Annotated in this window: 24 protein-coding genes; 8 read left to right on the forward strand and 16 right to left on the reverse strand. The window is 68.4% G+C overall.

The window, feature by feature from the left end:
- The first annotated feature begins 114 nt into the window (after positions 1-114).
- Positions 115-1,053, forward strand: a complete 939-nt coding sequence (locus RZ1_RS09945; protein ID WP_072811684.1) for an AraC family transcriptional regulator — start codon at positions 115-117, stop codon at positions 1,051-1,053.
- A gap of 136 nt (positions 1,054-1,189) precedes the next feature.
- Complete coding sequence (locus RZ1_RS09950) at positions 1,190-1,570, forward strand: PLDc N-terminal domain-containing protein (protein ID WP_072811686.1); 381 nt, start codon at positions 1,190-1,192, stop codon at positions 1,568-1,570.
- Between the two features lie 119 nt (positions 1,571-1,689).
- Here the strand turns inward: RZ1_RS09950 and RZ1_RS09955 are convergent, their stop codons facing one another.
- From RZ1_RS09955 to RZ1_RS09975, 5 genes are all read right to left on the reverse strand, one after another.
- The gene (locus RZ1_RS09955) at positions 1,690-2,865 is read right to left on the reverse strand and encodes a THUMP-like domain-containing protein (protein ID WP_072811413.1); all 1,176 of its coding nucleotides are present in this window, start codon (positions 2,863-2,865) and stop codon (positions 1,690-1,692) included.
- Positions 2,866-3,843 carry a class I SAM-dependent methyltransferase gene (locus tag RZ1_RS09960; protein ID WP_072811414.1) on the reverse strand — a complete coding sequence of 326 codons (978 nt, stop codon included), beginning with the start codon at positions 3,841-3,843 and terminating at the stop codon, positions 2,866-2,868. It abuts the gene before it with no gap.
- Between the two features lie 53 nt (positions 3,844-3,896).
- Complete coding sequence (locus RZ1_RS09965; RefSeq protein ID WP_072811415.1) at positions 3,897-4,676, reverse strand: enoyl-CoA hydratase-related protein; 780 nt, start codon at positions 4,674-4,676, stop codon at positions 3,897-3,899.
- Positions 4,677-4,733: 57 nt separating this feature from the next.
- On the reverse strand, positions 4,734-5,570 hold the full coding sequence (locus tag RZ1_RS09970; protein ID WP_072811417.1) for an NUDIX hydrolase: 837 nt from the start codon (positions 5,568-5,570) through the stop codon (positions 4,734-4,736).
- A 91-nt stretch (positions 5,571-5,661) separates the two neighbouring features.
- On the reverse strand, positions 5,662-6,498 hold the full coding sequence (locus RZ1_RS09975; RefSeq protein ID WP_072811418.1) for an ABC transporter ATP-binding protein: 837 nt from the start codon (positions 6,496-6,498) through the stop codon (positions 5,662-5,664).
- A gap of 43 nt (positions 6,499-6,541) precedes the next feature.
- On the opposite strand from RZ1_RS09975, the gene glgX reads away from it, so the two are divergent.
- The gene (glgX, locus tag RZ1_RS09980; RefSeq protein ID WP_072811419.1) at positions 6,542-8,692 is read left to right on the forward strand and encodes a glycogen debranching protein GlgX; all 2,151 of its coding nucleotides are present in this window, start codon (positions 6,542-6,544) and stop codon (positions 8,690-8,692) included.
- A 13-nt stretch (positions 8,693-8,705) separates the two neighbouring features.
- Here glgX and RZ1_RS09985 read toward each other — a convergent pair whose 3' ends face one another.
- The 3 genes from RZ1_RS09985 to ctaD form a co-directional block, all read right to left on the reverse strand.
- Positions 8,706-9,461 (reverse strand): peptidyl-tRNA hydrolase, encoded by a 756-nt coding sequence (locus RZ1_RS09985; RefSeq protein WP_072811421.1) that lies wholly within the window; start codon positions 9,459-9,461, stop codon positions 8,706-8,708.
- Positions 9,454-10,686, reverse strand: a complete 1,233-nt coding sequence (gene serB, locus RZ1_RS09990) for a phosphoserine phosphatase SerB (RefSeq protein WP_072811422.1) — start codon at positions 10,684-10,686, stop codon at positions 9,454-9,456. Before serB ends, RZ1_RS09985 begins: the two co-directional genes overlap by 8 nt.
- 170 nt (positions 10,687-10,856) lie before the next feature.
- Positions 10,857-12,605, reverse strand: coding sequence for an aa3-type cytochrome oxidase subunit I (gene ctaD, locus RZ1_RS09995; RefSeq protein ID WP_072811423.1), 1,749 nt, complete (start codon positions 12,603-12,605; stop codon positions 10,857-10,859).
- Between the two features lie 327 nt (positions 12,606-12,932).
- Between ctaD and RZ1_RS10000 the strand changes: the two genes are divergently transcribed.
- The 3 genes from RZ1_RS10000 to RZ1_RS10010 are packed head-to-tail and all read left to right on the forward strand — an operon-like array spanning position 12,933 to position 15,528.
- The gene (locus RZ1_RS10000; protein WP_072811425.1) at positions 12,933-13,931 is read left to right on the forward strand and encodes an ABC transporter substrate-binding protein; all 999 of its coding nucleotides are present in this window, start codon (positions 12,933-12,935) and stop codon (positions 13,929-13,931) included.
- 33 nt (positions 13,932-13,964) lie between these two features.
- The gene (locus RZ1_RS10005; RefSeq protein WP_072811688.1) at positions 13,965-15,029 is read left to right on the forward strand and encodes an ABC transporter substrate-binding protein; all 1,065 of its coding nucleotides are present in this window, start codon (positions 13,965-13,967) and stop codon (positions 15,027-15,029) included.
- A gap of 22 nt (positions 15,030-15,051) precedes the next feature.
- The gene (locus tag RZ1_RS10010; protein ID WP_072811426.1) at positions 15,052-15,528 is read left to right on the forward strand and encodes an NUDIX hydrolase; all 477 of its coding nucleotides are present in this window, start codon (positions 15,052-15,054) and stop codon (positions 15,526-15,528) included.
- Positions 15,529-15,594: 66 nt separating this feature from the next.
- Here the strand turns inward: RZ1_RS10010 and nrdF are convergent, their stop codons facing one another.
- The 8 genes from nrdF to RZ1_RS10050 all read right to left on the reverse strand — a co-directional run bounded on the left by nrdF (position 15,595) and on the right by RZ1_RS10050 (position 24,436).
- On the reverse strand, positions 15,595-16,605 hold the full coding sequence (gene nrdF, locus RZ1_RS10015) for a class 1b ribonucleoside-diphosphate reductase subunit beta (protein WP_072811428.1): 1,011 nt from the start codon (positions 16,603-16,605) through the stop codon (positions 15,595-15,597).
- Between the two features lie 43 nt (positions 16,606-16,648).
- Positions 16,649-18,817 (reverse strand): class 1b ribonucleoside-diphosphate reductase subunit alpha, encoded by a 2,169-nt coding sequence (gene nrdE, locus RZ1_RS10020; protein ID WP_072811690.1) that lies wholly within the window; start codon positions 18,815-18,817, stop codon positions 16,649-16,651.
- Positions 18,818-18,927: 110 nt separating this feature from the next.
- Positions 18,928-19,377 (reverse strand): class Ib ribonucleoside-diphosphate reductase assembly flavoprotein NrdI, encoded by a 450-nt coding sequence (gene nrdI / locus RZ1_RS10025; RefSeq protein WP_072811429.1) that lies wholly within the window; start codon positions 19,375-19,377, stop codon positions 18,928-18,930.
- A gap of 88 nt (positions 19,378-19,465) precedes the next feature.
- A complete protein-coding gene (locus RZ1_RS10030) occupies positions 19,466-19,696 on the reverse strand; it encodes a redoxin NrdH (RefSeq protein ID WP_072811431.1) in 231 nt (76 codons plus the stop codon).
- 349 nt (positions 19,697-20,045) lie between these two features.
- Positions 20,046-22,133, reverse strand: a complete 2,088-nt coding sequence (locus tag RZ1_RS10035; protein WP_072811432.1) for a xanthine dehydrogenase family protein molybdopterin-binding subunit — start codon at positions 22,131-22,133, stop codon at positions 20,046-20,048.
- Positions 22,130-23,131 (reverse strand): FAD binding domain-containing protein, encoded by a 1,002-nt coding sequence (locus RZ1_RS30920; RefSeq protein ID WP_072811433.1) that lies wholly within the window; start codon positions 23,129-23,131, stop codon positions 22,130-22,132. Before RZ1_RS30920 ends, RZ1_RS10035 begins: the two co-directional genes overlap by 4 nt.
- Complete coding sequence (locus RZ1_RS30925) at positions 23,128-23,694, reverse strand: (2Fe-2S)-binding protein (RefSeq protein ID WP_072811435.1); 567 nt, start codon at positions 23,692-23,694, stop codon at positions 23,128-23,130. The genes RZ1_RS30920 and RZ1_RS30925 overlap by 4 nt, the downstream gene beginning before the upstream one ends.
- 178 nt (positions 23,695-23,872) lie before the next feature.
- The gene (locus RZ1_RS10050; protein ID WP_072811437.1) at positions 23,873-24,436 is read right to left on the reverse strand and encodes an NADPH-dependent FMN reductase; all 564 of its coding nucleotides are present in this window, start codon (positions 24,434-24,436) and stop codon (positions 23,873-23,875) included.
- 94 nt (positions 24,437-24,530) lie between these two features.
- On the opposite strand from RZ1_RS10050, the gene RZ1_RS10055 reads away from it, so the two are divergent.
- Positions 24,531-25,160 (forward strand): TetR/AcrR family transcriptional regulator, encoded by a 630-nt coding sequence (locus RZ1_RS10055; RefSeq protein ID WP_072811439.1) that lies wholly within the window; start codon positions 24,531-24,533, stop codon positions 25,158-25,160.
- A 4-nt stretch (positions 25,161-25,164) separates the two neighbouring features.
- Positions 25,165-25,965, forward strand: a complete 801-nt coding sequence (locus RZ1_RS10060) for an META domain-containing protein (RefSeq protein WP_072811441.1) — start codon at positions 25,165-25,167, stop codon at positions 25,963-25,965.
- Positions 25,966-25,967: the final 2 nt, after the last annotated feature.

A 25,967-nucleotide genomic window follows, 5' to 3' on the forward strand; every position in this document is an offset into this window, starting at 1 on the left:
TCCCGGACACGCGCTGCGTGTCCGGGCACGTCGATACGCCGCCATCGGGTCCCGAGATGCTGTACTTGATCGTTGGTGAGACAGCGGTGCTGCGATGTGTGGAAGGACCGGGTGGTGTATCGGAAGATCGAACTCAGCGGTCGGGACGGGTTCGACGCGATGACCCCCGAGGCCGGCAACAAGACGTCGTTGTCGGTGCCGGATGCGGATCACTTCCGGTTCACGATGGAGATCTGCGACGTCGGCTCCGTTGTCGTCACGAGCGTTTCGATGACGAGTCACTGTGCGATGGCCGGGAACGTCGAAGACGCCGACGTGGTGAACCTGGGTCTGATGCTCACCGGCGAGCGCCGGATCGACACCGGAAATGAGCAAGTCACCGTCGCGACCGGACAAATGCTCGCGCAGGTCGGCTGGAACCGCCACGAGGCGCTCGACGTCGCCGGTTCCACCATCCTCCTGATGCAGTTCGACCGGCTCCGGCTGCTGGAGCGCGGTGTTCGGCTCGGTCACGACGAAGTCGCATTCGGTCCGGCCCAGCCGACCTTGTCCACGCACGCGCTGCACTCCGTGGCCCATTCCGCGCTGCGGTGGAGCGCCCGGAACGACTCGGCCCCGACGAGCCGGGGCGTGGAGAAGGCGCTGGTCGACCTGATCGTGGGTCTCCACCACGAATCCTCGGACACTCGAGCCGATTCCCTGGAACTGGCGGGTGGTTTGTACGCCCGTGCCGCGATGGTGCTCGACACCGAGTTCGCCGATCGATCCCTGACGCCGGCGACACTGTCCGAACGAGTACAGGTGCCGCTGCGCACCCTGCAGCGGGCGTTCTCCCTGCGCGGCACCACGATCGCCGGCCATCTCCGGATGCGGCGGACCCGGCATGCGGTGCGACTTCTGGGGGATCCGAACTGCAGGCACTTCACGGTCGCGGAGATTGCCGTAGCGGCCGGATTCACCTCGAGTGCGGAGCTGCGTCGCGCGTTGCGGGCAGAGCGTGGTGTCGCTCCGGGAGAGGTACGGCCGCCGTCACAGCACCCGTCCCAGCCTTGATCGATTTGCGCCACCGATGATGCGATCTGCGCCGTCCGCGCGCGCGGACGGCGCGTCGTCGAGTACTGATATTCCCGGGTCGGGGCACCCGTTGGTGAGGTTTCTCGAATCTCACCCATGTGAAAGGTCTGTGACGTTGTTGAGCTCGTTGTGGGATCTGTTCTGGTACACGCTGGTGGTCTTCGCGTTCGTCGCGTACCTGCTCATTCTGTTCCAGGTGCTCACTGATCTCTTTCGCGACCGTTCCGCTTCGGCAGTGGTGAAGGTCGTCTGGATCATCTTTCTGATCGTCTTCCCGTACATCACCGCGTTCGCCTACCTGCTGATCCGCGGTCGCGGCATGGCCGAGCGGTCCAGCGCCGCGCACGACGCCGCGCAGCACGCCGCCGACGACTACATCCGCAAGGTCGCCGGTCGCACCCCGGCCGCCGAGATCGCCGAAGCGCAATCGCTGCTCGACGCCGGCACGATCACCGGCGACGAGTTCCTCCGGCTCAAGGCCAAGGCACTGAGCTGACCACCGAGGCATCGTCCGATCCCGCACCGATGAAGGTCGTGCGGGATCGGATCTTCGGCTACGGCCGGAGTTTCCCTCCCGTCGGGCTCGCCGTCGCACTGGTGTTCTGGGCTGCCGTTCTATCGGTTGCGCACCGGCTGGTACGACGCCTCGCACACGAACGCCTCGGCGGTGCGACCGATCCGTGTCAGCACAACAGACAGCGACCGCGTCCCTCGCAGTTTCAGGCGCGGGCGCAGCACCGCGGGATCGACGTCGACGCCGCGAACGAGGATCTCGGCGATCCCGCAGTCATGCTGCGCGAGAGCCTGTTTCAGCGTCTTCTCGGTGTACTTGAAGCGGTCGAGGATGTGGAAGCCGCGCACCCCGCCGGGCAGGGTGTCGCCGGTGAGATAGGCGATGCGCGGATCCAGTTGCCACAGACCGTGATGCGCCGCCCAATGGCGGACCAGTCCGGCCCGCACGATCGCACCGTCGGGATCGACGATCCACTGTCCCGGCGGGCGTTCGTCGATGTCGTCGGTCATCGCATCGGTGACCTCGAACCCGGTTCCGTCCGAACGCAGCACGCTCGCCCGGCGCCGGACACCGGGGCCCGACAGACCCGGTGAGTACAGACACGCCTCGCGGACGCCGCCGTCGAGCGAAACCACCTCGACCTCCCCCGCCCAGTCGAGTGCGTCGAAGTTCAGCCCTGGTGCGCACTTGACGGCCAGATCACGGCCGTCGTACACGTCGAGCAGATCCGGCAGAGGCGGCTGCAAGGCCGCCGGGTCGTGTGTGCGGCGACCGCCGGCGCGACGCGCCGGATCGGCGATCACGGTGGTGCCGCGGGTCACCGGCCGCAACGCGTCGGCCCGGAGCAGGGACGCGCCCGGCACATTGTGTGCGGCCATCGCCAACCGAACCGGGTCCAGGTCGCTGCCGATCACGAGATCGGCGACGCCGACGAGCGCAGCCAATTCCGCACCGATCGAGCAGGTCACGTCGTGGACGCGCCGCCCGGCCAGACGCCGGGCGCGGTGCGCGGCCACCGCGGCGGGGGTGGCCTGCTGCACCGCGTCGTCGGTGAGCAGCCACGCCCCGGCCGCCGGCAGTTTCGCCACGGCCTTGCGGCGCGCCAGCACCGTCTCGACGAGCAGTCCGGCGCGGTCTCCGAAACGCGTACGCGCCCAGCCGGTGTCGGCCAGACGCGTACGCGCGGACAGTTCTCGTCCGTCCACCTCGGTCAAGGCGGACGCCGCCTCGTCCGACGTCAGGTACGCGACGTCGGCGAGGGTGAAGTCGTAGCCCAACTACTTGCCGGGCTTCACACCGGTGATCATGACGTTGTAGAAGAAGCTGCGCGGGACGACGTGCTTGAGCACGTTCTCGTCGACCCAGCTCAGCGTCCTCCAGCCGCCGAACGCGAACTTCGCCCAGCCCCAGCCGAGCTTCCCCTCCGGCACAGCAGCCTCGAAGGTGCGCACGGGCCACCCGAGCAGCGCCGCGGCGAACTCCTCGCTCGACGCCTTCACCTCGACGGCACCGGCGGCGGTCGCGATCTTCTCGAGATCGGACGGATCGAAGGTGTGCAGGTCGACGACGGCTTCGAGCGCGGCGGCACGCGACGACTCGTCGAGCTCGGTCTGCGGGCGGCGCCAGCCGCTCAGGAACGGCAGCTTGGTGACGCTGGTGGTCGCCTCCCACGTGATGCGGCCGAGCCACCGTGCGTAGAAGTTGCCGACGGTGCTGGGCTCACCGGCGAACACGAACCGGCCGCCGGGCTTGAGGACGCGCAGGACCTCGCGCAGCGACTGCTCGACATCCGGGATGTGATGCAGGACAGCGTGACCCACGACGAGGTCGAAGGTGTCGTCCTCGTACGGGATGGTTTCGGCGTCGGCGACTCGGCCGTCGACGTCGAGTCCGAGGTGCTCGGCGTTGCGCAGCGCCACCTTGACCATGCCGGGCGACAGGTCGGTCACCGAACCGGACTTCGCGACGCCCGCCTGCATGAGGTTGAGCAGGAAGAAGCCGGTGCCGCAACCGAGTTCGAGCGCCTTCCCGTACGGGAGGGGCTGCTCGCCGGCGGCCGCGTCGAAGCGGCCCTTGGCGTAGTCGATGCACCGTTCGTCGTACGAGATGGACCACTTCTCGTCGTAGGACTCGGCTTCCCAGTCGTGGTAGAGCACCTGGGCGAGCTTGGTGTCCTCGAGCGCAGCGGCGACCTCTTCGGCGGTGGCGTGCGGGTTCGGCGCGGGATCGGTCCCGTCGGTCCTGCTTGCAGTCATAGGGGTGATCCTACCCATCGGTAAGTGTGGAACAAGTTCCAGTTTCTCCGGGCCTATTCCCCCGTGAACACCGCCTTACCCGGCCCGTTCGCCATGAACGACTCCATCCCGATCGTGCGGTCGGCCGTGGCGAACAGCGACGCGAACACGTGCTGCTCGATCTTCAGGCCGGTACCCAGGTCGGTGTCCAGACCCTGATCGATCGCGGCCTTCGCCGCCGCGAGGGCACGCGAGGCCGCGCCGGTGAACTGCGACGCCCACGTCCGCGCCGCGTTGTACACCTCGTCCGGCGCGACCACTTCGTCGACCAACCCGATCTCGAGCGCCTCGTCCGGTCCGACGAACCGGCCCGTGAACACGATGTCCTTCGCCTTCGACGGACCGACGAGCCGCGCGAGCCGTTGCGTTCCCCCGCCACCGGGGATGATGCCCAGCAGGATCTCCGGCGTCCCGACCTTGACGTTGTCGCCGATGACCCTGCGGTCCGCACCCAGCGCGAGTTCCAGGCCGCCGCCGAGCGCGTAGCCGGTGATCGCCGCGACCGTCGGCTTCGGGATGTCCGCGATCGACCCGATCGCCGACTGCAGATCCGCGATGATCTCGCTCATCTGCACGAAACTCGTCTCGGCGAGTTCCTTGATGTCGGCACCGGCGGCGAACACCTTCTCACCGCCGTAGACGATCACGGCCTTGACGTCCTCGCGCACCGTGGCCTCCCGGGCCGCTGCACGGATCTCCTCCTGCACCTGCCGGTTCAGCGCGTTCATCGGCGGTCGGTCGAGTCTGATCGTTCCGATGCCGTCGGACACCTCGAGAGTGACGAATTCAGCCATGCCGCTCAGGCTAGTGCCCGGCTGCCACGGATCGGCGAGCAGGCCGTACGCGACCCGCTACACATCCGTGCGCGACGCCCACGGGTGCGGTCCCCCGGTGTAGTAGCCCTCGTCGTCGACGAACGAGATGTGGATCTGCCCGTCGTCGTTGCGCGACATGATCGGCAGGATCGGTTCGATCACCACCTCGTCGGCGAGCGCGTCCGCGATGCTGGCGTAGCCGGTCAACGACGTGAGCTGCGCCCAGGTCGGCGGCAGCAGGATCGACGCACCCGACTTCCAGTCCTCGAGCGCCTCGGTGGCCGTGCGCCACTGCACGTGCTCGGCTTCGCTGGTGTCGCCGTCTGCGTGCTGCCCCTCGGGCATGGCCGCGACGAAGAAGTGGGTGTCGTAGCGGCGGCGCTCACCGAGCGGGGTGATCCAGTTCGCGCGGGGCCGCAGCAGGTCGGTGCGCACCGCGAGCCCTTCGGCCTCGAGGAAGTCGCCGAACGACAACTCCCGCGCCTCGAGACGTCGACGCGCCTGCGCGTAAGGCGTGGTATCGGCGACGACGGTGTCCTCGGTGGGTCCGGCCAGCAGCAGACCGCACTCCTCGAAGGTTTCACGAACCGCGGCAAGCACCAGTGCCTGCGCGCGTGCCTCGGTGGTCCCGAACCGTTCGGCCCACCATGCGACGGGCGGGCCGGCCCACCGCACGGACGCGGCGCTGTCGGATGGGTCGACGCCACCGCCCGGGAACACCGTCATGCCGCCGGCGAAGTCCATGCCGACGACGCGGCGCTGCAGGAACACCTCGACGCCACGGTCGGAATCGCGGATCAAGAGCACGGTGGAGGCGTCCTTGATCGGCACCGCGGCCGGATCGAAGGGCGCTGCCGAACGTTCGGTAGACATGCATACAAAGTACGTGACGGCGTGATCCACATCGCATCGGGACCGGCACCGTCGCGGCGGGACCGGCACTGGGCGCCGGCCCGACCCGGGCTCAGACCTGCACGCGGTGCCGGCCCGGCTCCCGGGTGCGACGCGCGAAGTACCGGCCGTCGACACGGTCGAGCGTGATCGACTGGCTGAACGCGGTGCTCAGGTTCTCTGCGGTGATCACGTCGTCGATCAGCCCCTGCGACACCACCTGCCCTTCCTTGAGCAGCATCGCGTGGGTGAAGCCCGGCGGGATCTCCTCGACGTGGTGGGTGATCAGCACCGTCGCGGGGGCATCCGGATCCGCGGCGAGCGTCGCGAGACGCGCGACCAGTTCCTCGCGACCCCCGAGGTCCAGGCCCGCGGCCGGCTCGTCAAGCAGCAGCAGTTCCGGATCGGTCATCAGCGCCCGGGCGATGAGGACACGCTTGCGTTCACCCTCCGACAAGGTGCCGTACGTACGGCCGGCGAGATGTTCGGCGCCGAGGCTCTCGAGCATCTCCGTCGCCCGCTCGGTGTCGATCGCGTCGTACTGCTCCCGCCACCGGCCGAGCACCCCGTACCCGGCGGACACCACCAGATCGGAGACCTTCTCGTCGTACGGCACTCGATTGGCCAGTGCCGACGACGACATCCCGATGCGCGGCCGCAATTCGGACAGGTCGGTGTGCCCGAACCGCTCGGCCAGCACGCTCGCCGTACCGGAGGTCGGGAACGTCTCCGCGGCCGCGATCCGCAGCAACGAGGTCTTGCCGGCGCCGTTGGGTCCGAGCACCACCCAGCGTTCGTCCAGCTCCACCTTCCAGGTCACGGGTCCGACCAGGACGTTGCCGCCCCGCCGCACCAACACGTCGTCGAATTCGATGAGCAGATCGGGATCAGGTTGTGCCACGCCGTCCATCTTGGACTACCCCGGCCGCCGATTCACGGCAGGATCGTCTTTCGTGTCGTCCTCCACCGATCCCACCGCGCCGCCGGCGGCGCATGCCCACCGCGGTCCCTTCCCGCTCGGAGCGACCGTCCTCGGCGTCGGCCACCCCGACGCGGGCACCCATTTCTCCGTGCACGCCCCGCACAGCGACCGCGTGCAGGTGTGCCTGATCGACGACGACGGTCGCGAGCAGCGAATCGATCTGGCGGACCGGACCTTCGGGATCTGGCACGGCACCGTCCCCGGGGTCGGTCCCGGGCAGCGCTACGGATACCGGGCGCACGGCCCCTGGAAACCCCGCGCCGGGCTGCGCACCAACCCCCACAAGTTGCTGCTCGATCCGTGGGCACGCCGGCTGGCCGGGGACGTCGGCGATCCGGAGCGGCTGCTCGCCTACCACGACGATCCGTTCGGTGATCCGTCCACCGTCGATTCGCTCGGCCACACCCCGCTCTCCGTGGTGACCGGCCCGTCCGGACCAGCCCGGCACGACCGGCCCGGCACCGCATGGGAACAGACGGTGCTCTACGAACTGCATGTCGGTTCCTACACCGCACGGCACCCCGGGGTGCCGCCCGAACTGCGCGGCACCTATCCGGGGCTGACCGCGCCGGCGGTGCTCGAGCATCTCGTCGATCTCGGGGTGACCGCGGTGGAGTTGCTGCCGGTGCACGCGTTCGTGACCGAACCTCCGGTGCGGGCGCGCGGGATGCGCAACCACTGGGGCTATTCGACCGCCGCCTATTTCGCGCCGCACCCCGGATACGCGAGCGTGCCCGGCGCCGAGATCGACGAGTTCCGGTCCATGGTGGACGCGCTGCATGCAGCCGGGATCGAGGTGATCCTCGACGTCGTCTACAACCACACCTGCGAATGGTCGGTGGCCGGCCCGACGCTGTCGTGGCGCGGACTCGACGCGCCCGGCTACTACCTGCTCGACGAGCACGGCCTCGACGTCGACCTGACCGGCTGCGGCAACACCGTCGACGGCAACTCGCCGATCGCGGTGCGGATGGTGTGCGACAGCCTGCGCTACTGGGCCACCGAGATGGGTGTCGACGGGTTCCGCTTCGATCTGGCCAGCGCGCTGGGACGCCCGCGCGGCGGGGAGTTCGATCCGCGGGCCGCGTTGTTGACGGCGATCACGACCGATCCGGTACTGACGGATCTGAAGCTGATCGCCGAGCCGTGGGACGCGACCGGGCCGGGCTATCGGCTCGGCGAGTTCGGGGCGCAATGGTCGGAATGGAACGATCGCTACCGCGATGCGGTGCGCCGCTTCTGGACGGGCCGGTCCGGGGTGCGGGAGATCGCCTCGCGCCTTGCCGGTTCGGAGGACTTGTACAGCCGGACCGTGCGGCAACCGTGGATGTCGATCAATTTCGTCGCCGCCCACGACGGATTTCCGGTTGCCGATCTGGTTGCCTACGAACGCAAGCACAACGAGGACAACGGCGAGGACGGACGTGACGGTGCCGACCACAACGAGTCCGTCAACCACGGCGTGGAGGGCCCGACGGCCGACCCGGAGATCGTCGCCGCCCGCGACCGGCACGTGCGGGCACTGCTGTCGACTCTGTTGCTGTCCACCGGCACCCCGATGCTGCTCGCGGGCGACGAATTCGGGAACAGTCAACGCGGCAACAACAACGCGTACTGCGTTCCGGCGGACACCCCGCGCACCGATGCGTGGCCGCTGGACTGGTCGTCGGCCGACACGACCCGGATCGCGTTCGTGCGTCAGCTGCTGCTGTTGCGCAAGGTCGTGCCGGTGCTGCGCCAGCGCCGCTTCTTCGACGGCCGCGCCCGCACCGTCGGCTTCCCCGACCTGGTGTGGTTCGGCGGTGACGGCGTCGAACTCGACGAGTCGGGCTGGCACGACGACGACCGGCGCACGCTGCAGGCGTGGGTGGACGGATCGCGACTGGGCACGGTCACGCGGGCCGGAGTTCCGCTCGCGGACAGCAGCGGCCTGATCGTGCTGCACGCCGGTGGCCCGACGACGATCGTCCTCGCCGGACCGGAGTGGTATCGGGCCCGGGTGGTGTGCGTGTTCGATTCGAGCGCTCCCGACGGTGCGCCCGCCGACACGTCTCCCCGAGCCGTCGGCGCCGAGCTCGAGGTGACCGGACCGACCGTGCTCGTGTTCCGGACCGACGGCTGAGCCCGGCGTGGGTTCAGCCGGTGACCGCGATCACCGTCGTCGAACCGGGAGCGACCTCCGTGAAACCGGCGTCGCGGACCGCAGCGACCGGGCCCCGGCCGTCTTCTACCCGGGCGCGCAGTTCCCGCCAGCGCGCGGGGTCGGCGTCGCGCACGGCGCAGCGGTAACCGTCCGCGGCCCACGCACGCGCCGCGTCCTCGTCGAGATCACCGGCCAACAGCATCGCCGCGTGCCCGACCTGAGCAGCGGCCTTGCCCACGGTCATGTCGAGTGAGGCGTCGATCCAGAACACCGGGACGCCGGGTTCCGGGTCGGCGGGGTCGTCGGGGGGTAGGTCGGTGCCGCCGATCTGCAACCGCGAAATCCGCGGGTCGAGATCCCCGACCGGTCCCGGGACGAGCGCGCGGGCCTGCGCGCCGGCTCGGTCGACGGTGATCCCGTCGACGTCCTGCGCGGCCCGCCACTGCGCGCCGCGGGCGCGCCGGCTGACCTTCCGGATCCGCGCGTCGTTCCACGCGAGATAGGCGTCCTGCCACGGGCCGGGCCGACCGTCCGCATCCGGCCCGACGCGCGGGTCCAGGCACAGGGCGATCGTCGCCGCCGCCGCGGCTTCGAGCAGCGCGCTGCGCCGCGGCGGGTCCTGTTTGGGAATGTGCAGCACGATCGGCATCGCGAGGACCGCGGCGGGATCGTCCGGGTCCGGGCGGTGCCCGTATCCGCGCGCGAGCACCCGGTGACGCGCACCGAACCCGGGGTCGGGATCAGGCACCGCTGTCGAGCGGCACGCGGCGCAGCGTGCCGTCCACCCGGTCGGCAGCCTCGACCTCGTCGCGAGTCACGCCGAGCACGAACAGCACCGCATCGAGGTAGGGGTACGACAGGGCGGTGTCGGCGACCTCGCGCAGCGCGGGCTTGGCGTTGAACGCGATACCGAGGCCGGCGGCGCTGAGCATGTCGATGTCGTTCGCGCCGTCACCGACCGCGACGGTCTGTTCGATCGGCACCCCGACCTCGTCGGCGAACTCGCGCAGAGCGCGGGCCTTGGCGGCGCGGTCGACGACGTCGCCGACGACACGGCCGGTGAGCTTGCCGTCGACGATCTCGAGGGTGTTGGCGCGCACGAAGTCGAGTTCCAGTTCGTGGGCGAGACCCTCGATGACCTGACGGAAGCCGCCGGAGACGACACCGCAGCGGAACCCGAGGCGGCGCAGCGTGCGGATGGTGGTGCGGGCGCCGGGGGTCAACTCCAGGGTTGCGGCGACCTCGTCGATCACGGTCGCGGGCAGACCGGCCAGAGTGGCGACGCGCTGGTTCAGCGACTCGGTGAAGTCGATCTCGCCGCGCATTGCGGCTTCGGTGACGGCGCGGACCTTGTCCTCGACACCGGCGTGGGCGGCGAGCATCTCGATGACCTCGCCCTGCACGAGGGTCGAGTCGACATCGAACACGATCAGGCGCTTGGAACGCCGGGCCAGACCGCCGCGCTCGACGGCGATGTCGATCTCGAGACCCGCGGCGACCTCGGCGAGGCCGGCCCGCAGCTTCGCGTCGGCGTCGGCATCCGTGTCCGCCGCCGTCACCATGAGTTCGAGACCGGTCACCGGGTAGTCGGCGATGCCACGGATCGAGTCGATGTTGGCACCCAATCGGGCCAGTTCCCGGCCGACCGAGCGCATCGCGCGGGCGCTGACGGGGCTGCCGAGCACCACGACGGCGTGCGTCGAGACCGTGTGCTCGAGGCCCCGTTCGACGCCGGTCTGCACATCGGCGTTCATGCCGACGGTGGCCATGGCCGCCTCGACCTCGTCCTGCAGGGCCTCGGGGTCGTTCGGGCACAAGACCAGAACTCCGAGGGTCAGCCGACCGCGGATGACAACCTGCTCGACGTCGAGCAGATCCACATCGTGGCGGGAGAGCGCCGCGAAGAGCACACCGGTCACACCGGGATGATCCGGTCCCGTCACTGTCACCAGCACTGTGGTGTCAGACGCCACTACGTCTCCGATCCTTCGTCTTCTCGCGGCACGTGCCCGTCCATTCTGCCAATCGAAGGGGCTGCCGCCGGGTTGGGGGTCTGTGCACCGCCCGGTCACGCGCAAGGCCCCGCCCGAGCATTCGGGCGGGGCCTTGCGTTCACCGTTGCGGTGCCGGTCGGCGGACCGGCCTACTTGAGGGCTTCCCTGTCGGCGCCCTCGTGCACTGCCACGTTGTGCTTGTGGCTGCCCGGGCCGACGTGGGCCTCGGCCCGCATCCGCTCGATCATGTGCGGGTAGTGCAGCTCGAACGCCGGACGCTCCGAGCGGATACGCGGCAGCTCGGTGAAGTTGTGCCGCGGCGGCGGGCACGAGGTGGCCCACTCGAGGGAGTTGCCGTAGCCCCACGGGTCGTCGACCGTGACGACCTGGCCGTACCGGTAGCTCTTGAACACGTTCCACAGGAACGGCAGCGTCGACGCACCGAGGATGAACGCGCCCACCGTCGAGATCGTGTTCAGGGTGGTGAAGCCGTCGGTCGGCAGGTAGTCGGCGTACCGGCGCGGCATGCCCTCGTTACCGAGCCAGTGCTGCACCAGGAAGGTCGTGTGGAAGCCGATGAAGGTCAGCCAGAAGTGCCAGCGTCCGAGGCGCTCGTCGAGCATGCGGCCGGTCATCTTCGGGAACCAGAAGTAGATGCCCGCGTACGTGGCGAACACGATGGTGCCGAAGAGCACGTAGTGGAAGTGGGCGACCACGAAGTACGTGTCGTGCAGGTGGAAGTCCAGCGGCGGGCTGGCCAGGACGACGCCGGTCAGGCCACCGAAGAGGAACGTGATGACGAAGCCGACCGAGAAGAGCATCGGCGATTCGAACGTCAGGTGACCCTTCCACATGGTCAGGATCCAGTTGAAGAACTTCACACCGGTCGGAACGGCGATGAGGAACGTCATGAACGAGAAGTACGGCAGCAGCACCGCGCCGGTCGCGTACATGTGGTGTGCCCACACCGCGATGGACAGCGCGGCGATCGCCAGGGTCGCGTAGACCAGGCCGGTGTAACCGAAGATCGGCTTGCGGGAGAAGACCGGGAAGATCTCCGAGACGATGCCGAAGAACGGCAGCGCGATGATGTACACCTCGGGGTGGCCGAAGAACCAGAACAAGTGCTGCCACAGCATCACACCGCCGGTGCCCGGATCGAAGATGTGGCCGCCCAGCACCCGGTCGACGAACAGTCCCATGAACGCGGCGGTGAGCAGCGGAAACACCAGCAGGATCAGCAGGCTCGTGATGAGGATGTTCCAGGTGAAGATCGGCATCCGGAACATCGTCATGCCGGGGGCACGCAGGCAGACGACGGTGGTGGTGAAGTTGACCGCACCGAGGATCGTGCCCAGACCCATGATGGCCAGGCCCGTCACCCACAGGTTCGCGCCGACGCCGGGCGTGTGCACCTCGTCGGCGAGCGGTGTGTAGGACGTCCAGCCGAAGTCCGGGGCGCCGCCGGGCGTCAAGAACGACGAGGCCACGACCACCGCACCGAACAGGTACAGCCAGTAGCTGAAGGCGTTCAGGCGCGGGAACGCCACGTCGGGGGCGCCGATCTGCAGCGGCAGGATGTAGTTCGCGAAGCCGAACACGACCGGTGTCGCGTACATCAGCAGCATGATGCCGCCGTGCATGGTGAACAGCTGGTTGTACTGCTCGTTCGACAGGAACTGCATGCCGGGGACCGCGAGCTCGCTGCGTATCAGGAGGGCCATGAGGCCACCGATGAGGAAGAACGAGAACGAGGTGACCATGTACATGATCCCGAGCACCTTGGGATCTGTAGTCGTGATCATCTTGTAGATGAACGAACCCTTGGGTCCCTGCCGCGGTGGGTACGGCCTTGCTGCAGCTATCTCTGGGACTGGCTGGGGCGCTACGGCAGTCACTAATCCTCCTGAATGCGCGCTCGACCTCGGGCTGGAGGTGAGCGGTCTCTGGCTTGCGCTGAATCGAATCGTAGACCCTGCACGCAGTGGCCACCCACCGGGTCCTACTCAGTGTCGTACTCGGTGCGACAGCGTACCTCGAGGTGCCGCCGTGACCAGCGCGTTGTCCACCGGGCGGACACGCCGAACCCCTCCCTGCGCGTTGCGGGATCGCCGCGCTCGGATGATCTACGTCACACTTCCACGCAGATTAGGGTAGCAATACCTTAGTTCGATACCGTTGGCGCCGCATCATCGATCCGCCCCCCGAAAGGCCCAGGTATAGACGTGCTCCCACTGTTCCGCCGCCGCGCGACCATCGCACTCGCATCGGCGCTCACCGCCGCAATCACACTCGCCGGCTGCTCGGCCGAAGACGCCGAGTCCGAGACGTCCGTCTCCTCCGCGGCGGGCTTCCCGCGAACTGTCGAACACTTCCGCGGCTCGACCACACTCGACGACACTCCCCTGCGCATCGTCGCGCTCGACACCAGCTACGCCGACGCGACGCTGCTGCTCGAGAGCGAACTCGTCGGCTACGTCGACTACCGCACCGAGGGCCTGCCCGAGTACGTCGGCGACGCCCGCGAGAAATACGCCGCAGACGCCGTCTCGGTCGGCAAGGTCTCCGACGTCAGTCTCGAGCAGATCGCCGCCCTGCAACCCGACCTGATCCTGTCCGCCGAGGTCCGCAACGGCGAGCAGTACGAGGAGCTGTCCGCGATCGCGCCCACCGTCTTCTCCCAGTCCACCGGGCCTACCTGGAAGGACAACATCCGGCTCACAGCGCGGGCACTCGGCAAGGAGGACCTCGCCGAGCAGAAGATCCGCGAGTACGAGACCCGGGCGAAGGCCATCGGCGACGAGATCAACGCCTCGGCGCACAACCCGACCGTCTCGGTCGTGCGCTTCGCCGGCGAACCGACCGCCCGGCTGTACCGCACCACCTCGTTCAGCGGCATCGTCCTCGGGGACGCGGGCCTGGCGCGGCCCGAGAGCCAGGGACCGGACCCCGCCGATCCGAGCAGCATCATGAATGCAATCAGCCCCGAGCTGATCGCCCAGGCGGACGCCGACGTCATCTTCGTCTCGATGTACCGGGACCCCGACGGCAAGACCGCGGACGCCGCGCAGCCGTTCCTGACCAACCCGCTGTGGAAGAACCTCCGGGGCCGCAAGATCGACGTCGACGACAGCATGTGGATGACCCCCGTCAGCATCCAGGGGGCGCACCTGATCCTCGACGACCTCGCGGAGGCGTTCGGGGTCGATCCGCACAAGGGATAACCTGGACCGTCCCCGAAACAGGAAGTGGTCGAATTGCCCGTTGCGCACCGGTCCCGCACTGCCGTCCTCGCCGCCGTCACCGTAGCGACCCTCGCCCTCGCGGGATGCGGGGAAGCCACGGACGATCCGGCGGACAGCATCGTGCGGACGACCACCCGCATCGCCGGCGCCGCGGTGATCGGCGTCGATCGCGACACCACGACGTCGTGCGCACTGCCCGCCCCGCCGGACGCCGGGCACCCGGCGTCCGGCACCCGGAGCGTCGTGCACACCTCGGGCACCACCGAGGTTCCCGCGGATCCGCAGCGCATCGTCGTGCTCGACCTCGCCGCCATGGACGCGGTGTGCGCGCTCGGACTGTGGGAGCGGGTCGTCGGCACGGCGTTCACCCCGATCGATCCCGGCTACTTCGACTACCTCGGCACCGGCATCGCCCAGCTGCCGTCGGTCGGCTCCGGCGACTTACCCGATCTCGACCGGGTCGCGCAGGCACAGCCGGATCTGATCCTGGGATCGTCCGTCGATACCGATCTGTACGACCGGCTCGACGCGATCGCACCGACCGTCACCGTCGGTTCCGATCCGGTGTTCTGGCGTCAGCAGTTCCTGCGCGTCGGCGACGCCCTCGGCCGCCGGGACGCCGCGCAGCGGGTGCTCGACGACTACCTCGCCGCCGCCGCCGAGGTCGGACGTGCGCTCGCCTCGCCGCAGACACAGGCGTCGATCGTCCGGTTCACCGGCGAGGGCCCGGTCGTCGAGGGCACCGCGTCGTTCGCCGGTCAGGTCATGGCCGACGCCGGCGCCGGCCGCCCTCCGGCCCAGCGCTTCGGTGTCGTCGACGGGCGGTCGTTCGAACCTGTCGACACGGACGATCCGGCGGCGGCCGACGCGGACGTGATCTTCGTCCGCTTCGACGGCGACGACGGCCTCGCCGAGGCCACCGAATACATGAAGACGGACCGGTGGCTCGACCTCGGCGCAGTGAGCGACAGCCGGTTGTTCGCGGTGACCGACGACGTGTGGTCCACGCCCGGCCCGGTCGCCGCGCGGGCCGTGCTCGTCGACCTGACAGTGGCGCTCAACGGCTATTCGCACTGACCGCATCCCCCGAAGGAGCCCCGTGCCGATCCCCGAGTTCGTCGCCGCGCTGCGTACCCACGTCGGCACCGCTCCGCTGTGGCTGTCCGGCGTCAGCGCCGTGGTGCGCGGCGACGACGGCCGGATCCTGCTGACCCGGCGTGCCGACAACGGCCGCTGGGCCGTCGTGTCGGGCATCCTCGAGCCCGGCGAGGAACCCGCGGTCGCGGCGGTGCGCGAGGTCGCGGAGGAGACCGGGGTGGTCGCCGACGTCGTGCGTCTCACGAGTGTCGACGTCACCGCTCCGATCACCTACCCGAACGGCGACGTCGCGCAGTATCTGGACGTGTGTTTCCTGCTGCGCGCGACCGGCGGGTCCGCCCGCGTGGCCGACGACGAGAACGTCGAGGTCGCGTGGTTCGAGCCCGACGCGCTGCCGGCCGAGCTGACGGATACCTCGGCGCTGCGCGTCGACAAGGCGCTGCGCGACGTGCCCGAGGCGTGGTTCCGCCGCCCTTGAAGACGCCGCTGCCCGTGCGTGTTTTTGGTAGTACCTACTACCAAAAACACGCACGGGCACGGGGGATCAGAAGTCCCAGTCCTCGTCCTCGGTGACGACGGCCTTGCCGATGACGTACGAGCTGCCCGAGCCGGAAAAGAAGTCGTGGTTCTCGTCGGCGTTCGGGGACAGCGCCGACAGGATCGCCGGGTTGACGTCCGTCTCGTCCTTCGGGAACAGCGCCTCGTAGCCGAGGTTCATCAGCGCCTTGTTGGCGTTGTACCGCAGGAACTTCTTGACGTCCTCGGTCAGGCCCGCCTCGTCGTACAGATCCGAGGTGTACTGGGTTTCGTTGTCGTACAGCTCGAACAGCAGCTCGAAGACCCAGTCCTTGAGGTCGTCGCGCTCGGCCTGGGTGATCTGCTCGAGGCCCTTCTGGTACTTGTAGCCGATGTAGTAGCCGTGCACGGCCTCGTCGCGGATGATCAGGCGGATCATGTCGGCGGTGTTGGTGAGCTTGGCGCGCGAGGACCAGTACATCGGCAGGTAGAAGCCCGAGTAGAACAGGAACGACTCGAGAAGCGTCGAGGCCGCCTTGCGCTTGAGCGGATTGTCGCCCTGGTAGTAGTCGAGAACGATCTGCGCCTTGCGCTGCAGGTTCTCGTTCTCCTCCGACCAGCGGAACGCATCGTCGATCTCGCGGGTGGAGCACAGCGTCGAGAAGATGTTCGAGTACGACTTCGCGTGCACCGACTCCATGAACGCGATGTTGGTGAGCACCGCCTCCTCGTGCGGAGTGATCGCATCCGGGATCAGCGACACGGCACCGACGGTGCCCTGGATGGTGTCGAGCAGCGTCAAGCCCGTGAACACGCGCATCGTGAGCTGCTGCTCGTAGGCGGTCAGCGTGCCCCAGGAGGGGATGTCGTTGGACACCGGCACCTTCTCCGGCAGCCAGAAGTTGCCGGTGAGGCGATCCCAGACCTCGGAGTCCTTCTCGTCGGGGACGCGGTTCCAGTTGATCGCGGACACCCGGTCGATCAGCTTGACGCGGGCGCCGTCGGCCGGCGAATGCGCACGGGGTGCGGAAGTGGTCATCAGTCTTTCCCTACTGGATGTCGAAGAGTGTCGGCGGATTTCGTCACAGCATGCAGGAGACGCAGTTCTCCACCTCGGTGCCCTCGAGCGCCATCTGCCGCAGGCGGATGTAGTAGAGCGTCTTGATTCCCTTGCGCCACGCGTAGATCTGCGCGCGGTTCACGTCGCGGGTGGTGACGGTGTCCTTGAAGAACAACGTCAGGGACAGACCCTGGTCGACGTGCTGCGTCGCCGCGGCGTAGGTGTCGATGATCTTCTCGTACCCGATCTCGTACGCGTCCTGGAAGTACTCCAGGTTGTCGTTCGTCAGGTACGGCGCCGGGTAGTAGACGCGCCCGATCTTGCCTTCCTTGCGGATCTCGATCTTCGACGCCACCGGATGGATGGAGCTGGTGGAGTTGTTGATGTAGGAGATCGAACCGGTCGGCGGCACGGCCTGCAGGTTCTGGTTGTAGATGCCGTGCTGCTGCACCGACTCCTTCAGCTCACGCCAGTCGTCCTGGGTGGGGATGTCGATGTTCGAGTCGGCGAAGATCTGCCGCACCTTCTCGGTCGCCGGCTCCCACACCTGCTCGGTGTACTTGTCGAAGAACTCACCCGAGGCGTACTTCGACTCCGGGAAACCCTTGAAGTACGTGCCGCGCTCGATGGAGAGCTTGTTCGACGCGCGCAGCGCGTGGAACAGCACCGTGTAGAAGTAGATGTTCGTGAAGTCGATGCCCTCGTCGGAGCCGTAGAAGATCCGCTCCCGCGCCAGGTAACCGTGCAGGTTCATCTGGCCCAGGCCGATCGCATGGGAATCGTTGTTGCCCTGTTCGATCGACGGCACCGAGTCGATGTGGGTCTGATCGGAGACGGCGGTCAGGCCGCGGATCGCGGTCTCGATGCTGTGCGCGATGTCCGGCGAATCCATCGTCGCGGCGATGTTCAGCGACCCCAGGTTGCACGAAATGTCCTTGCCCACATGGCTGTAGGACAGGTCGTCGTTGTACGTCGAGGGTGTCGAGACCTGCAGGATCTCCGAGCACAGGTTCGAGTGCGTGATCTTGCCGGCGATCGGGTTCGCCCGGTTCACGGTGTCCTCGAACATGATGTACGGGTAGCCGGACTCGAACTGCAGCTCGGCGACCGTCTGGAAGAACTCGCGGGCCTTGATCTTCGACTTGCGGATGCGCTTGTCGTCGACCATCTCGTAGTACTTCTCGGTGACGTCGATGTCCGCGAACGGCTTGCCGTAGACACGTTCGACGTCGTACGGCGAGAACAGGTACATGTCCTCGTTCTTCTTCGCCAGTTCGAACGTGATGTCCGGGATCACGACGCCCAGCGACAGCGTCTTGATGCGGATCTTCTCGTCGGCGTTCTCGCGCTTGGTGTCGAGGAAGCGGTAGATGTCGGGATGGTGCGCGTGCAGGTAGACGGCACCGGCACCCTGACGGGCACCGAGCTGGTTGGCGTACGAGAAGGAGTCCTCGAGCAGCTTCATGATCGGGATGACACCGGAGGACTGGTTCTCGATCTTCTTGATCGGGGCACCGTGCTCACGAATGTTGGTGAGCAGCAAGGCGACACCGCCACCGCGCTTGGACAGCTGCAGAGCCGAGTTGATCGCGCGACCGATGGACTCCATGTTGTCCTCGATGCGCAGCAGGAAGCACGACACGGGCTCGCCGCGCTGCTTCTTGCCGGAGTTGAGGAACGTCGGGGTCGCCGGCTGGAACCGGCCCGAGATGATCTCGTCGACCAGGTGCGTCGCGAGGACCTCGTCGCCGTCGGCGAGGGTCAGCGCGACCATGCACACACGGTCTTCGAAGCGTTCGAGGTAACGCTTTCCGTCGAACGTCTTGAGGGTGTACGACGTGTAGTACTTGAAGGCGCCCAGGAACGTCGGGAATCGGAACTTCTTCGAATACGCATGCTGGAACAGCTTCTTCACGAACGGGCGCGAGTACTTCTCGAGAACCTCGGGCTCGTAGTAGTTCTCCTCGACGAGGTAGTCGAGCTTCTCGTCGAGGTCGTGGAAGAACACGGTGTTCTGGTTGACGTGCTGCAGGAAGTACTGCCGGGCCGCCGCCACATCCTTGTCGAACTGGATCTCGCCGTTGGGTCCGTAGAGATTGAGCATCGCATTGAGCGCGTGGTAGTCGAGGCCTTCGAGCGAAGCGTCCGACTTGATGCTCGTCGAGGTCGGCGCGGGATCGGTGATGGTCACGGTGTTTGCTCCCACTGTGAGTACGGGTAACGCGAGTTACGGGCGTTGCCGCGCACCCGGGTCACCGGTACGCGGTCTGTCGTTCGGGGCGTGGAGACCACGCGGGGTGGCTAGGCGGTCTGCAGTGACCGGTCCCAGAACTGCGCGAGCCCCGCCCGGACGCATTCGACGTCCTCGGCGGTTCCCATCAGTTCGAATCGATACAGATACGGAACCTTGCACTTGCGCGAAACAATATCGCCTGCAAAGCAATACGACTCGCCGAAGTTGGTATTGCCCGCGGCGATGACGCCGCGGATCAGTGCGCGGTTGTGTTCGTTGTTGAGGAATCGGATGACCTGTTTCGGGACGAAACTCGTGTCCCGTCCGGTCACGGTGGTGCCGCCGCCGTAGGTCGGCACGATCAACACGTACGGCTCGTGCACCTCGAACGCTCCGTCACGGTCGTGCAGCGGAATCCGGTGCGCCGGCATCCCGAGCCGCTCGACGAATCGATGGGTGTTCTCCGACGCACTCGAGAAGTACACGAGGCGCGTTCCCGTGGGCGCTGACGAACTCATCGGTACTCACCATCTGCTCGCTCGATCGGAAAGGACCGGCCCCACACGCGCGGGGTCGCGCCGGTGCCGCCGAAGCAGCCCGGGAACATCAGGCTGCGACCGCGAGGTCCTTGATGCGATCGGGACGGAAACCCGACCAGTGGTCGTCTCCGGCGACGACCACGGGCGCCTGGAGGTAACCCAGCGCCATCACGTAGTCGCGGGCCTCCGGGTTCTCGGAGATATCGACGACGTCGTACTCGATTCCGGCCTTGTCGAGGGCACGGTAGGTGGCATTGCACTGGACGCAAGCAGGCTTGGTGTAGACGGTGATGTTCATGGGAGCCCCTTTTGCTTCGAACGGGCCGAAACGGCCTGACGACTGACTGCTGCGTGATGCTCGAATGCCTGCCGAATCGAGTCGATCCTTCTTCCCCGAGGGACCGGCGGCGTTGTGGCCTTCCAGCGGTCTAGACACTACACCTTGTGGCAGACAGATTCACCAAACCCAGGATGTTGTGAACTACATTCTTGGTATTCCCAGGTCGCGCATCTTCGACCGCGCGCTTTTCACCCCTCCTTCGGCGTGTCGGGCGCCGTCCGTCACAGTGTGGGATCCACCACACCTCGAGACGCGTTCGAGCACAGTGTGGCGCAGCCCACCGACACGTTCGGGAGGGGGCGTGAACTCAGGGCAGCGCGGGGAGCAGATCGTCGAGTCGCACCGGCAGCGACCGCACCCTCACACCCGTCGCGTGCCAGAGCGCGTTGACGACCGCGGCGGCGCTGCCGACGATGCCGATCTCCCCGACCCCGCGCGACCCCATCGGGGTGGCGTGCCGATCGTCCTCGTCGAGCCACCCGGCGTCGACGTCTCCGATGTCCGCGTGGGTCGGGACCAGATACTCGGCGAGATCGTGGTTGACGACGTGGCCGAGCCGCGCATCACGGACGCTCTCCTCGAACAGCGCCATCGAGATCCCGAAGCTCATGCCGCCGATCAGCTGCGAGCGGGCGGTACGCGGGTTGACGACCCGCCCCACCGAGAACATCCCGAACATCCGGGGCACCCGGATCTCACCGGTGTCGACGTCGACCCGGACCTCGGCGAAGTGCGCACCGAACGAATGGATGCTGTAGTGCTCGAGCGCCGGATTCCTGTCGGCGGTCGCGCTCGCCTCGGCGCCCGGTTCGGGGTTGTCGCCGTGTCTCTTGCGGAACTCGTCCGCCGCCGCAACGATCGCGCTGCCCCACGACGACGTGCCGGACGACCCGCCCGCAACCGTCGCGTTCGGCAGGGCGGTGTCGCCGATTTCGACGTCGACGTCCCCGGGGCGGCAGCCGAGCGCGTCGGCGGCGACGAGGGTCAGTGCCGTCCAGGCGCCGGTCCCGATGTCGGCGGCCCCGGTGCGCACGGAGAAGCGGCCGTCACCGAGATATCGGACGGCGACCTCCGATCCGGGGCTGACCATGTGCGGGTAGGTCGCGGAGGCGACGCCGGTCCCGACGAGCCAGCGGCCGTCGCGCCGGATTCCGGGTTCGCGGTCGGCGGGATCCCAGCCGAACCTGCGGCCGCCTTCGCGCAGGCACTCGATCAAACGCCGCGACGACCAGGGTTTCCCGGACTCGGGATCGACTTCCGGTTCGTTGCGTACGCGCAGTTCGATGGGGTCCAACGCGCACCGGTGGGCGAGTTCGTCGAGGGCGACCTCGAGCGCGAACATCCCCGGCGCCTCGCCGGGTGCGCGCATCCAGAAGGGGGCCGGCACGTCGAGGGCGACAGCGCGGTGGGTGGTGTACAGGTTGTCGGTGGCGTACATGATGCGCGCGGGAACCGCGGCCTGCTCGACGAATTCGTCGACGTGGGAGGACTGCACGACGCAGTCGTGGGCGATCGCGGCGAGACGGCCGTCGCGGTCCGCGGCGAGCCGCACCCGAGACACGGTCGGCGCGCGGTAGCCGACGTAGCAGAACATGTCGCGGCGCGGCACCGCGAACTTCACGGCGCGGCCGGGCAACTTCCGCGCGGCCATCGCGGTGAGCACGTCGTGCGCGTGCGGCCCACCCTTGGACCCGAATCCGCCGCCGACATAGGGCGCGACCACCCGGATCCGGTCCTTCTCGATGCCCAGTGCGGACGCGAGCACGGCGGCGACGCCGTGCGGGTGCTGGGTCGAGTCGTAGACGGTGAGCCGGTCGTCGGCCCACACCGCGACCGCGGTGTGGGGTTCGAGCGGATTGTTGTGTTCCTCGGGGGTGGAGTACGTTTCGTCGACGACCACGTCGGCGCGCGCGAGGGCCGAGCCGACGTCGCCGCGCGCGGTGTCCGGCGGGAACCCGCCGTTGACCTTCTCCGGCCGGTAGCGGCCGGGATGGTCGGCCCGGAATGCGGCATCGTGCGGCTGCTCGTCGTAGTCCACGGCGATCAGGTCGCACGCCTGCTGCGCGACCTCGGGTGTTTCGGCGACGACGGCGGCGACGATCTGACCGCGGAAGGCGACGTCGGAGCTCTGCAGCACCCGGTGCTCGCCGCTGTCGGGTTCGACGAGCCGGGGCGCGTTCTTCGGAGTGAGGACGGTCAGGACTCCGGGTACGGACAGCGCCGCGTCGGTATCGATGGATCGGATCGTTCCGCGCGCCACGGCCGCCGTCAGCGGAACCAGGTAGGCGGGGTGCTCGACCGGATGTTCGTATGCGTAAGGCGCTGTGCCCGCGACCTTCTGCGGGCCGTCGACGCGCCCCGTCGAGGTTCCGATCACCGTGTGCGCTGTGGTCACGTTCGCTCCTTCCGGGTCGCGAGTTCGGTCAGCTCGCGCAGAACCGCCACACTGGTCCGGCACAGCAGCGGCACTTTGAAGGCGTTGCCGTCGAGAGGCCGGGCGGCGGCGAGTTCGGCGGCCGCGGCCGCGGCGAACGTCGCGTCGTCGGGAGCGCTGCCGAGCACGACCTCCTCGGCGCGATGGGCACGCCACGGGCGGGTTCCGACGCCTCCGTAGGCGAGGCGGCAACCGGTGACCGTGCCGTCCGAGACGGTGAGATCGGCGGCGACGGACACCAGCGCGAACGCGTACGACGCGCGGTCGCGCACCTTGCGGTAGCCGGCGACGGCGTTCTGCGGGGGCGGCAGTTCCACGGCGACGACGAGGTCGTCGCGGTCGAGGACGGTGTCGGTCTCCGGCTCGTCACCGGGTAGCCGGTAGAGCTCTTCGAGGGGGATCCGCCTCTCCCCCGTCGCGCCGAGCACCACGACGACCGCATCGAGCGCGACCATCGCCACGGCCATGTCGGACGGATGCGTGGCCACACATCGGTCCGAGCCGCCGAGGACGGCGTGCTGGCGGTTGTAACCACCGAGCGCGGCGCAACCGCTGCCGGGGTCTCGTTTGTTGCACGGCGTGGTCGCGTCCCGGAAGTACACGCAGCGGGTGCGCTGGAGCAAGTTTCCGCCGACGGTGGCGGCATTGCGGATCTGCGCGGATGCACCGGAGAGGAGCGCTCGCGACAGGGCGGGGTATCGCTCGCGGATCGCCGGATGCACCGCCAGGTCAGTATTGGATGTGATGGCGCCGATCCGCACTCCCCCGTCCGCGGTCGGTTCGATCCCGTCGAGCGGCAGGCGGGAAATGTCGACGAGCAGGCCCGGGGCGGTGACACCGAGTTTGAGATGATCGACCAGGTTCGTCCCACCGGCGAGGTACACGCCGTCGGGCCTGGAGTGCATCACGGCGACAGCCGCCTCGGGATCCTCGGGGCGGGTGTATTGCAGGGGTTTCACGGCCGGGCCTCCCGGACGGCGGCGACGCTGCGCACGGCAGCGACGATGTTGGGATATGCCGCGCAGCGGCACAGGTTCCCGCTCATCCGCTCCCGGATCTCGGCGTCGTCGAGTTCGGGTGAACAGCCCGGTGCGGTGACGGCGCTGGGGGTGACGGCACTGGGATCGCCGCGATCGAATTCGGCGAGCATGCCTGTCGCCGAACAGATCTGGCCGGGCGTGCAGTAGCCGCACTGGAAGGCGTCGTGGTCGACGAACGCGTCCTGCATCGGATGTGGCCGCCGTGCGGCGAGTCCGGCGGCGGTGACGATGTCGGCGCCGTCGTGCGCGACCGCGAGCGCCAGGCAGGTCACGACGCGGCGTGAGTCGAGCAGGACCGTGCACGAGCCGCACTGACCATGGTCGCAGCCCTTCTTCGCGGACATGCAGCCGAGCCGGTCGCGCAGGGCGTCGAGAAGGGTGGTGCGCACATCGACGACGATGCGCCGCTCGTCGCCGTCCACCCGCAGGGTGACGGGGTGCCGGTGGCCGTCGGTCTCCGGGCGGTCCGCGCCGTTCGACATGGTCCCTCCGATCGGTGTGTGTCATCGGAGGGTTTCCCGCTATTCGCGGCCGGAAACGCGGCCGGGCTGCCGGCGCGGCCGGGCCCGTCACCGGTGGTCGATCCGGCCTTCGTGCCGGGAACGACGCGGCCCCGCATCACGGTGGCGATGCGGGGCCCGCGGGAGCGTGGAAGGGGTGTCAGGCGTCGACGAGCGCCTTGTCGGCGGCGACCAGCTTGACGAGGACCTCGGTGAGCCGGCCGGCGGTCTCGGCGTGCTCCCTCGGGTGACCTTCACCGAACTTGCCGATGGTCTGGCCGACGGACAGCGAGCTGTCCTCGACGATCTTGCCGCCGGCGATGCCCACGGCCTTGACGGCGTCCTCGAGCGCCCACTTGGCGGCGTTGCTGCTCGGGGAGGCGCTGACGACCGCGACGGGCTTGCCGGCGATGGCACCCGCGCCGTACGGGCGGGACAGCCAGTCGATGGCGTTCTTGAGCACGGCCGGGAGGGTGCCGTTGTACTCGGGGGTGAACAGCACCACGGCGGCGGCTGCGGCGCCGGCTTCGCGGAGCGCGACCGCGGCGGCCGGTGCGTTGTCGCCGTCGATGTCCTCGTTGTAGAAGGGAACCTCGGCCAGGCCTTCGTAGATGACGACCTCGGCGCCCTCGGGCGCGAGTTCGGTCGCGGTCTCGGCGAGCTGACGGTTGACGGAGGCGGAGCGGAGGCTGCCGACGAGAGCGAGAATGCGCGTCTGGGACATGGGTCATCCTTTGTTGGTGTGGGGTGGGCGGATACCCACGACAGCATAAACGGACCGTGGTCCACTTTCATTCCCGGGGCGCTATTGTGATCTCGTGAACACCATCCCCCTGCCCCGGGCGGACGACGCGCACACCGCCGAACGCTGCGATGCCGCCCGCAACCGCCGGCTTCTCCTGGACGCCGCGACCCTCCTCGTCGGCGAACGCGGCGTCGACGCCGTGACGATGGAAGCCGTCGCGGCCCGCGCCGGCGTCGGCAAGGGCACCGTGTTCCGCCGTTTCGGATCGCGTGGCGGCCTGATGCAAGCGCTGCTCGACCACACCGAACGCGAATTCCAGGAAGCGTTCATGACCGGCCCGCCCCCGCTCGGCCCCGGCGCCGATCCCGTCGACCGGCTCATCGCGTTCGGCCGTGCTCGCATCGCACTCGTCGAGGTGCAGGGCGAGTTGCTGCGCGCGGCCGAGGCATCGAGTTCGAACAGGTTCGACGTACCCGCCCGCGCGGTCACCCACACCCACATCGAGGCACTGCTACGGGCCGCGGACGTCGGCGGCGACCTGCCACTGCTGGCGCATTCGCTGATGGCGTCTCTGGAGGCCACCCTGGTGCTGCACCAGTGGCGCAATCTCGGCTACACCCTCGACCGGCTCGCCGACAACTGGTCCGATCTGGTGCGTCGCGTTGCAACCCCACCCACGACGGACGGCCGCACCGTACTGTGACCGCATGATCCGCGCCTTCGGAGTTCTTGCCGCACTTGCCCTCACCGTCATCGCGACCGCGTGCAGCAGCGACGAGGGTGCGGACGCCGCGGCGGGGGCGGCGGACCCAGCCGCCCTGATCGGCCGCACGTTCGTTTCCACCGAGGTCACCGGCACCCCCATCCCCGGCGACGGCCCGCTCGTCGTCGAGTTCCCGCAGCCGGGCCGGATCGCGGCGACCGCCGGCTGCAATCGGGCCGTCGGCGACGTGGATCTCGCGGACGGTGTGATGCGCACCGATCGTCTGGCGAGCACGATGATGGCCTGCCCACCGCCGAAGGACGGCGCCGACGCCTGGCTGAGCGGACTGTTCTACGCCGACCCGCAATGGTCCGTGGACGGCGACGTGCTCACCCTCACCGGCGACGCGGTGACCGTCTCGCTCACCGACAAGAAGATCGTCGACCCGGACCGGCCCCTGACCGGGACCGAATGGGTCGCCACCACCCTGTACACCGCGGACGCGAGCACCACATCGACTGCCCTCGAGACGTCCGCCCCGACCCTGACCGTCTCGGAGAGCGGGTCGGTCAGCGGCAGCACCGGATGCAACCGGTTCACCGGGACCGCGCAGGTCGGCGACGGCACCCTGACATTCGGCCCGCTCGGCACGACGCGGATGGCATGCCCGGACCCCGAGGTCACGGCGATCGAGAACCACGTCCTGGCGGTACTGGCCGGCGAGACCACCTACGAGATCGACGCCGCGACGATGCGGATCACCGCCCCGAACGGTGTGGACGGGCTGGGTTTCACCGCCAGGTAGCC

This window comes from Rhodococcus zopfii NBRC 100606 = JCM 9919, from assembly GCF_001895025.1.
GTDB classification, from domain to species: Bacteria; Actinomycetota; Actinomycetes; order Mycobacteriales; family Mycobacteriaceae; genus Rhodococcus; species Rhodococcus zopfii.